Raw genomic sequence first — 12,273 nt, 5'->3', positions numbered from 1 at the left:
TCATCCTGTTACTACAACACCGCCATCAACGGCCATGCATTGCCCGGTCATGGCGCGACTGGCTTCCGACGCAAGAAACAGGGTCGGTGCGATCATATCCTCGGGCGTCAGGTGGTCCTTTAGGCATTGGCGTTCCAGATGTGCGGACAGATCTTCTGGCGTGGCCCACATGTCCAGCTGTTTCTGTGTCAGAACCCATCCGGGGGCCAGCGCATTAACGCGGATTTTCTGCGGGCCAAGCTCGCGCGCCAACGACCGGGTCATCCCGGTGATCCCGGCATTTGATGTCGTATAGATCGGATAACCGGAATTACCCATCATATAGCTGATCGAGCTGAAATTGATGATTGATCCGCCCTTGTCCTGCATTTGACGTGCGGCTTCTTGGCAGGCAAAGAAATACGCCTTCAGATTCACCTCGATCATCCAGTCCCAGAATTTGGGCGTGGTTTCGTCAAGCGAATGGCGCTTGTCGTTGGCGGCATTGTTGATCAGCACACCAAGGGGGCCATGGGCCTCGGCGGCTTTGGCCATTGAGGCGCGCAGCAGGTCGGTATCTGTCATGTCGCCTTGCAGAAACAGCGGCCCGCGCCCGTGCTTGGCGCGCATCTCATCAACAAAGGCACTGGCGTCGGAGCGCCCGATAAAGGCGACCTGCGCACCCTGCGCCAGAAATCCGTCCGTTAAAGCGGCCCCGACACCAGAACCACCTCCGGTGATAAAGACGGATGCACCGTTCAGGTCGTGGAAAGTGGCGGGTTGGTCCATCAGTGGCTCTCTCTGGTCACAAGGCGGGTGTCTTTGCCGACAAGAAAATCCAGGTCCGCACCCTGATCGGCCTGCAGGACGTGGTCTATGTAAAGCTTGGCATAGCCGCGGGTGTAATGCGGAGCATCCGGTTGCCATGCGGCGCGTCGGGCGTCCAGTTCAACTTGGTCAACCAGCAACTCGAGCGCGCCCTTGCTAGCGGATACACGGATACGGTCACCGGTTTTGACCAGCGCCAGCGTGCCGCCCGCCTGGGCTTCGGGGCTGACATGCAGGATGACAGTGCCAAATGCCGTGCCGGACATCCGTGCGTCCGAGATACGGATCATGTCGCGCACACCGTCCTTCACCAGCTTGGCCGGGATCGGCATATTGCCAACCTCGGGCATGCCGGGATAACCCTTGGGTCCACAGCCTTTCAGCACCAATATAGTCTCGGGCGTCACCGGCAGGTCATCCCTGTCGATATTGGCCTTCATATCTTCGATGCTTTCGAAGACATGGGCCACAGCCTCGGTCTCCAACAGTGCGTCCGTGGCCGCCGAAGGTTTCACAATGGCCCCGTTCGGCGCCAGATTGCCGCGCAGCACACGCAGGCCTGCGGCAGGTTTTATTGGGTCGTTGAAGGGACGGATCACATCGCGGTTGAAACATTCTGCACCTTCGTAATGGGCCGAAATATCCTTGTTCAGAACCGTTTTGGCAGGTCGTAGGAAGGGTTTGAGTTCGTTTAAAACCACAGGCACGCCACCTGCATAGCAGAAATCCTCCATCAGGTATTGGCCCGAAGGCATACAGTTCACAAGCAGCGGGATATCCGACCCGATCTCAAAATCCTTAAGTGTCAGGTCGATGCCTACACGACCGGCCAAAGCCAGCAGATGCACCACGGCGTTGGTAGAGCCGCCCACGGCAGCATTGACCAGAATGGCGTTTTCAAAGGCTTCTTTGGTCAGAATGTCCGAGGGTTTGAGGTCTTCATCCACCATCTCGACGATCCGTTTGCCAGTCAGATGCGCCAGCGCCATTCGGCGAGCATCTACGGCGGGCAGCGCGGCGTTGGTGGGCAGGCTCATGCCCATTGCTTCGACCAGGGATGCCATGGTCGACGCGGTGCCCATGGTCATGCAGACACCGGCGCTGCGCGACATGCCGGATTCAGCATTCATGAAATCCTGCAGGGTCATTTCCCCGGCGCGCACGGCTTCGGAAAACTTCCATACATCCGTGCCCGAGCCGATATCCTGCCCGCGATACTTACCGTTCAGCATCGGGCCGGAACTGACAACGATGGCGGGCAGATCGACCGAGGCGGCTCCCATAAGTTGCCCCGGCGTAGTTTTGTCACAGCCACCCAGCAGAACCACGCCGTCAATCCCATAGGCGCGGATGGATTCTTCGACATCCATGGCCAGTAGGTTGCGAAACAGCATGGCGGTGGGCTTCATCTGGGTTTCACCCAGCGACATGACCGGGAATTCGACCGGGAAGCCGCCAGCCTCCCACACGCCGCGTTTGACGCCTTCGGCCAGATCGCGCAGGCCGGAATTGCACGGCGTCAGTTCGGACCATGTATTGCAGATGCCGATAATGGGACGCCCGTCAAAGGCATGGTCGGGAAAGCCCTGGTTCTTCATCCAGGACCGGTGGATGAAACCATCCTTGTCCAGCTTGCCATACCAATGCTGCGAGCGGCGTTTTTTTGTCATTATTGTCAGCCCTTTAATATTTGGTCATGCCGCTTTGGCCGGTTTGCACCAGTCTGGCAACCAATCCGCATGCGCGATCAAAAGATCGCTGACCAGATTACGGATCTGGCGCAGGTCGAGCTCGGCGGCTGTGTGTGGGTCCATCATGGCGGCGTGGTAAATGTATTCGGGGTTCTGGTCGGTCAGCGCCCGCACGGTCAGTTCCTGCACGTTGATCTGGGTGCGCATCAGCGCAATCAGCTGCGGTGGGATGTCGGTCACGACCGAGGGTTGCACCCCGTTGCTGTCCACCAGGCATGGCGTTTCCACAGCAGCCCCCAAGGGCAGTTGCGGGATCTGGCCGGTATTGGGCAGGTTGCCATAGGCGGTGTAGGGCGTATTCGTCACGATGGCGTTCATCAGGTCCGCCGCGAATTCGTGGCTGCGGCACACCTCAACCGCACGCCCGGCGGTCAGGGTCTTGGCCTGTTCTTTCCAGTCCTCGACCTGCTCGACGCAGCGGGTGGGATATTCATCCAGTGGGATCGAGAACTGCTCGATCAGATCGTCGCGCCCGTCCTTGATGAACCAGGGCACATATTCGGCCAGATGTTCCGAGCTTTCGGTGCAGAAATAGCCCAGATGATCCATCACTTCGTATCGGACCTTGTTGGGGCAGCGTGGCATCAAAAGGGGCGGTTTCGGCAGCTGTCCACCGGCATATCCCTGTCGGAGCGCAGGATAGAGATCGCGGCCCCGATGCTCGAGCTTGAGGAAGAAAGCCACATGGTTGACGCCTGCGACCTTATAGCGAAACTCGTGCTTGGGCAGGTCTAGATCATGGGCCAGTTCCTCGACCGTATTTTGCACCGAATGGCACAGTCCGACATGTTTCAATGTCGGAAACCGTTCGGCCAAAGCCCAGGTGTTGATCGCCATCGGGTTCACATATTGCAACAGCGTCGCGTTGGGGCAGAGCTGCATCATGTCCTGCGCCACCTCCCACAGAACCGGAACGGTGCGTAACCCGCGCATGATCCCGCCCACGCCCAGCGTATCGGCGATGGTTTGACGCAGGCCATATTGCTTGGGGATCTCGAAGTCAGTCACTGTGCAGGGGTCATACCCTCCGATCTGAAAGGCGGTAATCACGAAATCCGCCCCCTCCAATGCGGCGCGCCGATCGGTATGGGTGGTTATGGTGGCCCCCGTGCCGACCGAGCGCACCATGGCGCGGGCCACGGATTCGCTCTCAGCCAGGCGCTGTGTGTCGATATCCATTAAGGCAAAATGGCTGTCGGCCAGGGCGGGGGTCAAAAGAGCATCGCCCACGATATTGCGCATGAAGATCGTGGAACCGGCCCCGATAAAAGTGATTTTGGTCATCAGGCAAACCTTTAGCTTGATGTTATTTCACGGCACCGAGTGTCAGGCCCGCGATAAAATGTTTCTGCATCAGGAAGAACATGGCAACCGGCGGCAGCGCCGCGACAATGGAACCGGCACTCATCAGCTGATAGGCGGCGCGGAACTGCGCGTTAAAGCTGGTGATCCCTGCGGTTACAGGCTGGCTCTCAGCACCTTGCGTCAGCACTACAGCCCAGAAATAGTCGTTCCATATGAAGGTAAAGATCAGCACACTGAGCGCCGCAATGGCGGGCTTCATCAGCGGCAGCACCACGTACCAGAAGATACGCCATTCACTGATCCCTTCGACCCGCGCTGCCTCGATCAGTTCAAAGGGCAGGGCGCGGATGAAATTCCGCATGAACAGGGTGCAAAACCCGGTCTGGAACGCGATGTGGAACAAGACCAGCCCGGTCTTGGTGTTGTACAGGCCCAGGTCCAGCGTCAGGTCGCGCACGGGCACCATGAGGATTTGGAAAGGCACGAAATTGCCCGCTACGAACAGGAAGAAGATCCAAAGGTTCGATTTGAATTTGTAGATGCCGAGTGCAAACCCCGTCATGCTGCTGAGCGCGACGCACCCGATGACCGTGGGAACGGTGATCAGGAAGGAATTCATCAGATAGCGCGGCATATCCGAATTGAAAAACACCTGCCCATAGTTGAATGCGCCCTCAAAGCTGGACGGCATCCCCCAGTAGTTGGCATTGGTGAAATCCGCGGCGGGTTTGACCGAGAACAGGGCGACGGCCAGCAACGGCCCGAGCCACAAAAGCAAGGCCAGCGGCAGCAACGCCTGATAGGTGATCTGCGCTGCACGAGGTTGTTTTTCGATTGGCTTGGGAAACATCTCAGTGCCCCCTTTCTTCGCGGTACATCGACCACAGGAAATAACCGATGAAACACAGCATGATCAGGAACAGGATCACCGCGATAGCTGCGCCATATCCCATGCGGAATCCGTATTCGGACAAGGCGACCTCGAACATGTAATAGGCCAGCACGCGCGATGATCCGAACGGACCGCCCTGTGTCATGATTGAGATCAGGTCAAAGCTGCGAAGCGCGCCAATGATGGTGACGACAAAGGCAATGAAGGTGGCAGGGCGCAGTTGCGGCAGGATGATATGCCACAACATCCGCCAGCTCTTGGCACCGTCCAGCCGCCCGGCTTCGATTTGTTCGGGGTCCACGGCGTTGAGGCCGGTCAGGTAAAGGATCATGCAATAAGCTGTCTGCGGCCAGAGACCGGCAAAGATGATGCCATAGGTGACGAAACGCTCGTCACCCAGCACGTTCACCGGGCCCATGCCAAAGAATCCGAGGAATTCGTTCAGCAGGCCGAATGTGGGATCGTAGAACCATGTGAACACAAGGCCAACGACCACCTGAGAAATCACGAAGGGGAAGAAAAACAGGGATTTATACAGGCGAATGCCCCAGACCGTCTGGTTCAGGAACAGCGCGATGAACAGACCCGCCGGAATCGCCGCCAGATAGAGCAGCAGCCAGATCAGGTTGTTTTTGAGCGAGATGTAAAAGGCATCCCGGTCCGACCATTCCCAGTACAGGTCTTCATAATTGCGAAAGCCGACATATTCGGCAGCCCCCAGGCCGTCCCATTCGTAAAGCGACAGGTTGAAGGACTGAAAGACCGGAATGATCACATAGACCATAAAGAACAACAGGCCTGGGGCCAAAAATAACCAGGGCGCGATGCGCTGTTGGTTTCGGTGGAACCAGCTTTCTTGTTCGTGGGTATCGACGGCGGTCATGGGCGTCCCCGGTTCTGGTAGGCGGAGTAAGGCGGGTTGATACCCGCCTTACGCAGGTCATGGCTCAGGATTGGCTTTGCCAATCCTGACCGGTTCAGTTGTCGTAGATGCGCTGACGCGCCCGTTCGAGTTTGGCCAGGATTTTGTCCGCATTGTCTGGCTTGACCATGAATTCCTGGAAGCCTTCCATCGACGCCTTGGCCATTTCTGCCGGTGCGTCGCGGTCCCAGAACTGGGCGACTCCGCCCGGGCTGTTTGACGACAGCATGGTAAAGCCCTGCTGCAGGAACTTGTCGGCATCTACCGAGGACTGAGCATTGACCGGCAACTGGCCGAGATTCGAGCCATTGTTGATCTCGGTCTGTTCATCCGCAGACACAACGAAGCGCAGGAATTCACGGGCGGCTTCTTTGTTCGCCGCGTTTGACGGGATGTGGAACGTGTCGGTCGGTGCATCTTCGGCCAGTTCGACATCGGGGTTGATGGCAACAAACTGGTAGAAGTCCAGCTGGTCGTCACTCAGGCCCGCCTCACGCAGCGGCGCCACGGCGAAGTTGCCCATCAGATAAGCCGCCGCATCACCGTTGACCATGAAGGGCAGAGCTTCTTGCCAGCTATAGGTCTGGTGGTTGTCGATGAAGGCACCCATATCGATCAGCTGTTTCCAGTTGGCGAAGGTCTGCTTGACCCGGTCATCCTCCCAGCTGATTTCACCATTGGCCAGCTGGTTGTGGAAGTCATAGCCGTTGGTGCGCATGTTCAGGTAGTCGAACCAGCCACCGGCAGTCCACAGGAACTTGGTGCCGATCGTATAGCAGGCGCGACCGGAATCGACGATCTTTTGGCAATTCGCCAGCTCTTCTTCCCAGGTTGCGGGCTCGGTCAGGCCCAGCTCGTCAAAGATGTCTTTGCGATAATAAACGCCCCACTGATAGTAGGTGTAGGGCACGCCCCACTGTTTGCCGTCGATCGTCATCGCACCTTTGGTTGAGGCCAGATTGTCCGCAATCGCAGGTTCCGCCCACAGGTCCGAGACGTCTTCGAACAGGCCAGCCTCGACATAGGGTTTCATCCGATTCGCCGCGTACCACGTGGCGACATCCGGCGTATCCGCAGTCAAGAAGTTGCGGATCTGGGTTTTGTAGGCCTCGCGGTCGATCACCGTTGTCTCGATGGCCAAATCCGGATGCTGTTGCTGAAATCTGTCGATCATTGCTTCCATCGTGGCCCGGGGTGCCGGGTTCGATGTGTCCAGGAATATCCGCAATTCGCCGGTAAGCTCGGCAGAGGCGGGAACAGCAAGTGCAACGCTCATGGCCAGCGCGGCCGTGGTGCGCTTGTAGATGGAATGCATGGTTTCCTCCCTTAGCTTCCATTTTAGTTCCATATATTGGAACTTAGTTTTATATGTTGAAAACTACACATCGACTCGGTTAGTCTTGTCAAGACCCTCTTGGCTGAGGCCGCAGGTTAATCCGAGGAGACAGAGCGACCGTGGCAGGTGATGGAACGATAGGGAAAGCATGTGACGTGCTGGATCAGGTGGCCGCGTTTCAGCGGCCAGTTCGCTTTGCGGAACTGCTGGAATGCAGCCGCTTTCCCAAAGCAACGCTGTATCGGTTTCTGCAATCCCTTACCAATCAGGGGATGTTGTCCTATGACCCGGACAGGCAGACCTATGCGCCGGGTTTGCGGCTGGTTCGACTTGCCCATGCCGCGTGGACGCAAAGCTCACTGGCGCCGATCGCAAGGCCGTTTCTTGATACGCTCAGCGGTGAAACGGGCGAGACTGTGCATCTGGCGCAGCTCGATTCTGGTCAGGTTCTGTATGTCGATAAGCGCAATGCCGCCCAGCCGGTTGAGATGTATTCACAGGCGGGCAAGGTCGGACCGGCCTATTGTACGGGTGTGGGCAAGGCGATGATGGCCTTTCTGGACGAGGCTGAGCTGAACAAGGTGATCTCACAGCAAAGCTTTCACCGGTTTACGGATAAGACCTTGGCCTCGGAAGCTGCGCTGCGGTCCGATCTAGAGCTGATCCACAGCCGGGGCTACGCCCTGGACGATGAAGAACACGAGACGGGGATCATTTGTGTTGCCTGCCCGATCCGAACGCCGGGCGGGCGGATGCTGGGTGCAATATCGGTGACCGGCTCGACCGAGCGGATGAATTTCGACCAGCTCGAGGCTTGGATTCCCCGCGTGCGCCGGGTGGCCGAACAAATCGCGGCCGAAGCTCAGGCCTGGCGGTTCCCTGAAACACGCCCCGATGGCCAGAAGGACAGGATACAAGCGACATGACCGGAGTAACTCTGAACCAAACGATTAAGCGGTATGGCCAGACACAGGTGATTCACGGGATCGACCTCGAAATCGAGGATGGTGAATTCTGTGTCTTTGTTGGCCCATCGGGATGTGGAAAATCCACTTTATTGCGGATGATCGCAGGGCTTGAGGAAACGACCGAGGGCCAGATTCACATCGGGGCGCGTGAGGTGACGCATCAGGACCCGGCGAAACGGGGCGTGGCGATGGTGTTCCAGACCTATGCCCTGTACCCGCATATGACTGTGGCCGAGAATATGGGGTTTGGCCTGCGGATGAACGGCGTGGCAAAAGCCGAGATCGACAGGAAGGTTCAGGAAGCCTCGGGTATCCTGAAGCTGGACCAGTATCTGAAACGCAAACCCAAGGCTCTGTCGGGTGGTCAGCGCCAACGCGTTGCCATCGGGCGTGCGATTGTGCGCGGCCCCGAGGTGTTTCTGTTCGATGAACCTCTGTCCAACCTGGACGCCGAATTGCGCGTTGAGATGCGTGTGGAAATTGCCCGGCTTCACAATGAAATTGGCGCGACCATGATCTATGTGACTCACGATCAGGTCGAGGCGATGACCATGGCCGATAAGATCGTGGTGCTGCGCGATGGTCGGATCGAACAGGTCGGTGCGCCGATGGATCTGTATCGGGATCCAGATAACAAGTTTGTAGCAGGGTTCATTGGCTCGCCCGCCATGAACTTTCTGGATTGCGACATCGTCGATGGTCAGGTGACTCATCCGGCGATCACTCAGCCTCTGCCCGTCCCAGCATCGGTTCCTTTGGGTCTGTCTCGGGTCACGCTGGGTATCCGCCCGGAACATATTCAGGTTGATCGGTCGGGCGATACCTGCACTGTTGATCTGACCGAGGCGCTTGGCGGCGTCAGCTATTCCTATTTACTGACATCGAATGGCGACAAGCTGATCGTTGAAGAGCGCGAAGACGAGCGCAGTAAGCAGGGTACACGCATCGGTATTTCGATCCGCCCGGAACGCACCATGCTGTTTGATCCTGAAACCGGCCTGCGGTTGAGATAATCGCCGTTTAGACAGTCAAAAACACCTGCGTCAGACGAAAGGTCCAACGCGGGCTTTTTGCGTCGAATTATATATGGATTTTGTATCCAATATCCGTTATCGCGTGAAAACGGGCGCCTGACGCCTATCTGGACCCCTGTAACTAGAGGATAGCACCGTATGTCGACCAATGTATTTAGCGGTACGATGCCCGCGCTCATGACCCCTTGCTCGGCGGATAGGCAGCCGGATTTCAACGCACTTGTTCGGAAGGGCAAGCAAATGATCGACGCAGGCATGTCTGCGGTTGTCTATTGCGGATCCATGGGCGACTGGCCGCTTTTGACGGATGCACAGCGCATGGAAGGGGTGGAACGTCTGGTGGATGCCGGGTTGCCGGTTGTGGTCGGAACCGGGGCAATTAACACCAAATCCGCAGAGGCCCACGCTGCACATGCGCAAAAGGTCGGCGCTGTCGGGTTGATGGTCATTCCCCGGGTTCTGTCCCGCGGGAGCTCATCAACTGCGCAAAAGAACCATTTCAAGGCAATCCTGTCCGCTGCGCCGGACGTGCCGGCAATTATTTACAACAGCCCATATTATGGTTTCGCAACAAAGGCTGATCTGTTCTTTGCCCTGCGCGCCGAACACCCTAACCTCATTGGGTTCAAGGAATTCGGAGGCAAGGACGATCTGCGCTATGCAGCGGAAAACATCACCAGTCAGGATGATGATGTGACGTTGATGGTGGGTGTGGACACCGAGGTTTACCACGGTTTCGTCAACTGTGGTGCAACCGGGTCGATCACCGGGATCGGAACGGCCCTCCCACGTGAGGCGTTGCTGTTGGCTGCGCTTTCTCAAAAGGCCGCGCGGGGCGATGCCGAAGCCCGGTTACGGGCGCAAGAACTGACCGAGGCCATTCAGGTGCTGTCCAGTTTTGATGAGGGCCCGGATCTTGTGCTGTATTACAAGCATCTTCTGGTGTTGAACGGGGAAGAGGAATACCGCCTGCATTTCAATGAAACTGACGCCCTGACAGATGCACAGCGGAATTATTGCGAACAGCAATACGCGTTGTTTGGGGCTTGGTTCGCCGATTGGTTGAAACAAGGTGGGGTGATCGCAGAATGCATGTGATCGACAGCCACACCGGAGGAGAACCGACCCGGGTCATCCTCGATGGCGCACCAGATCTGGGCTCTGGCCCTCTGGCTGAACGCGCCCGGCGGCTGGACACCGAATACAGGGATTTCTATCGTTCGGTCATGCTTGAACCGCGCGGACAACCGGCCATGGTCGCGGCCTTGTTGGTGGAACCGGTTGATCCAACCTGTGTCACCGGCGTGATCTATTTTGATGTCGATGCTGTTTTGGGAATGTGCGGCCACGGAACCATTGGCCTGACCGTCACTCTAGCGCATCTTGGTCGGATCGATGTTGGAATACATCGGATCGAAACGCCAGCCGGAGTTGTCACGGTCGAGCTGCACGATGCCAATACTGTCACGGTCACGAATATCGAAAGCCGCCGCGTTCACAGCGACATTTCACTTCATGTGCCCGGTTTCGGTGAGGTTGCAGGGGATGTGGCCTATGGTGGAAACTGGTTCTTTATCGTCGATCCAAGCCCGCTTTCCGTCATTCCGGCCAATATTCGGGAACTGACCGATAGGGCCGTTGCTATCCGCAAAGCCTCGATCGCGCAGGGGGTTGGCGGCGAGCAGGGTGAACCGATTGACCATGTAATCTTTCAGGACGCATCGCCCGAGCACGCGATTCACAGCCGCAACTTTGTTCTGTGCCCGGATGACAATTACGACCGGTCGCCCTGTGGCACCGGCAGCTCCGCCCGCCTGGCCTGTTTGGCTGCTGATGGTCGATTGGTACCCGGTGAGGAAATCGTGCAGCAAAGTGTGATCGGCAGCACTTATCGCTTGTCCTATCAGCCCGGTCCGAATGGCGGTGTCATTCCTTCGATCACCGGGCAAGCCCATATTATGGCTGAATCTCGCCTGATATTTGCCCAGGCAGATCCATTTCGTTCAGGGATCAAGGCATGACCCAGCAGATCATTGTCATCGGGGCCGGCGTAATCGGCATAACCATTGCTCTGGAATTACAGCGCCGGGGTCACTCCGTTTTGGTGCTGGATAAAGAAGGTGTTGCCGCGCAGACATCGGCTGGAAACGCTGGGGCCTTTGCGTTTCCCGAGGTTGAGCCTCTTGCGACGCCCGGCATCATGAAAAAAGCACCGAGATGGCTGCTGGATCCTCTGGGGCCTCTGTCTATCCCGCCTGCCTATGCGTTGCAGATTGCGCCCTGGATGTACCGTTTCTGGCGCGCCAGTCAGCCCGGTCGCTACGCCGAGCTGTTGGCCGCTCAGGCCAGCCTCATGCAACTTTCCAGCGCCGCGCTTGAGCGGTTGATTACAGCGGTTGACGGCGAGGCGATGATGCAGCGGGACGGGCAGATGCAGCTTTACGAATCCGATGCCGAATTCCGCGCGAGCCTGCCGGCCTGGGAAGTGCGCCGCCAGCACGGAATAGACTTTGAGCTGCTGGAAAGCCCCGAGGCGATTGCCGAAAAACAACCGGGTCTCAGCCCGCGATTCACCCATGCAGGTTTTACGCCCAACTGGTTGAATACCGTCGATCCCAAGAAATGGGTCGAGCGCCTTGCCCAGACCTTTCAAAGCCGGCAAGGCCGGATCGAGCGGCGCGATATTCAGGCGTTGGTGCCACAGCAAAGCGGCATGCGCCTTGAAACGGCGGAAGGGTCCGTGGACGCGGCGAAAGTAGTCGTGGCTGCCGGCGCATGGTCTCATCACATCGCTAGAACTCTTGGTGACCGGTTCCCGCTTGAAACCGAGCGAGGATACAACACGACCCTGCCCGAAGGTGCATTTGATCTGCGGATGCACCTGTCCTTCTCGCGGCATGGGTTCGTTGCCAGCCGGATCAACAATGGCGTCAGGATCGGCGGCGCGGTCGAGTTGGGCGGTCTGAACCTCGCCCCCAATTTCAAACGAGCCGACACGTTATTGCACAAAGCAGTAAAATTTCTACCCGGCCTCAAGACCGAAGGAGGCACCCAATGGATGGGGTTCCGGCCGTCGATGCCTGACAGCATCCCGGTCATCGGTGTTTCTCCAAATGCGTCTGGCGTGTTCTATGCGTTCGGCCATGGGCATCTTGGGCTGACCCAATCCGCAGGCACGGCCGAACTTGTTGGGGCCATGGTTGACCGTCAGGCCCCCCCGATTTCGCCAGCCCCCTTTGCTGCTGGCCGGTTCTGAGG

Annotated in this window: 11 protein-coding genes; 5 read left to right on the top strand and 6 right to left on the bottom strand. The window is 57.7% G+C overall.

Annotation, left to right across the window (positions count from 1 at the left end):
• The 6 genes from AC2FH8_RS08770 to AC2FH8_RS08745 all read right to left on the bottom strand — a co-directional run bounded on the left by AC2FH8_RS08770 (position 1) and on the right by AC2FH8_RS08745 (position 6,992).
• Positions 1–768, bottom strand: coding sequence for an SDR family NAD(P)-dependent oxidoreductase (locus AC2FH8_RS08770; protein ID WP_142636160.1), 768 nt, complete (start codon positions 766–768; stop codon positions 1–3).
• Positions 768–2,477, bottom strand: a complete 1,710-nt coding sequence (locus AC2FH8_RS08765) for an IlvD/Edd family dehydratase (RefSeq protein WP_496689414.1) — start codon at positions 2,475–2,477, stop codon at positions 768–770. The genes AC2FH8_RS08770 and AC2FH8_RS08765 overlap by 1 nt, the downstream gene beginning before the upstream one ends.
• A 24-nt stretch (positions 2,478–2,501) precedes the next feature.
• Complete coding sequence (locus tag AC2FH8_RS08760; protein ID WP_496689412.1) at positions 2,502–3,842, bottom strand: alpha-glucosidase/alpha-galactosidase; 1,341 nt, start codon at positions 3,840–3,842, stop codon at positions 2,502–2,504.
• Positions 3,843–3,864: 22 nt separating this feature from the next.
• Positions 3,865–4,713, bottom strand: a complete 849-nt coding sequence (locus AC2FH8_RS08755; protein ID WP_142636166.1) for a carbohydrate ABC transporter permease — start codon at positions 4,711–4,713, stop codon at positions 3,865–3,867.
• A 1-nt stretch (position 4,714) separates the two neighbouring features.
• Complete coding sequence (locus AC2FH8_RS08750; protein ID WP_142636168.1) at positions 4,715–5,638, bottom strand: carbohydrate ABC transporter permease; 924 nt, start codon at positions 5,636–5,638, stop codon at positions 4,715–4,717.
• Between the two features lie 94 nt (positions 5,639–5,732).
• Positions 5,733–6,992, bottom strand: coding sequence for an ABC transporter substrate-binding protein (locus tag AC2FH8_RS08745; protein ID WP_142636170.1), 1,260 nt, complete (start codon positions 6,990–6,992; stop codon positions 5,733–5,735).
• A gap of 140 nt (positions 6,993–7,132) precedes the next feature.
• On the opposite strand from AC2FH8_RS08745, the gene AC2FH8_RS08740 reads away from it, so the two are divergent.
• From AC2FH8_RS08740 to AC2FH8_RS08720, 5 genes are all read left to right on the top strand, one after another.
• Entirely contained in the window at positions 7,133–7,939 is an 807-nt protein-coding gene (locus AC2FH8_RS08740) for an IclR family transcriptional regulator (RefSeq protein WP_496689409.1), read from the top strand.
• Positions 7,936–8,994 carry an ABC transporter ATP-binding protein gene (locus AC2FH8_RS08735; protein WP_271948765.1) on the top strand — a complete coding sequence of 353 codons (1,059 nt, stop codon included), beginning with the start codon at positions 7,936–7,938 and terminating at the stop codon, positions 8,992–8,994. The genes AC2FH8_RS08740 and AC2FH8_RS08735 overlap by 4 nt, the downstream gene beginning before the upstream one ends.
• Positions 8,995–9,153: 159 nt before the next feature.
• A complete protein-coding gene (locus tag AC2FH8_RS08730; protein ID WP_281995060.1) occupies positions 9,154–10,113 on the top strand; it encodes a dihydrodipicolinate synthase family protein in 960 nt (319 codons plus the stop codon).
• Positions 10,104–11,036, top strand: a complete 933-nt coding sequence (locus tag AC2FH8_RS08725; RefSeq protein ID WP_496689406.1) for a 4-hydroxyproline epimerase — start codon at positions 10,104–10,106, stop codon at positions 11,034–11,036. The genes AC2FH8_RS08730 and AC2FH8_RS08725 overlap by 10 nt, the downstream gene beginning before the upstream one ends.
• Positions 11,033–12,271: an NAD(P)/FAD-dependent oxidoreductase gene (locus AC2FH8_RS08720; protein WP_496689404.1), complete on the top strand. Its 1,239-nt coding sequence runs from the start codon at positions 11,033–11,035 to the stop codon at positions 12,269–12,271. Before AC2FH8_RS08725 ends, AC2FH8_RS08720 begins: the two co-directional genes overlap by 4 nt.
• Positions 12,272–12,273: the final 2 nt, after the last annotated feature.

Source organism: Ruegeria sp. CDSC025 (genome assembly GCF_059610805.1).
This window is presented reverse-complemented; position numbering and strand designations above follow the sequence as displayed.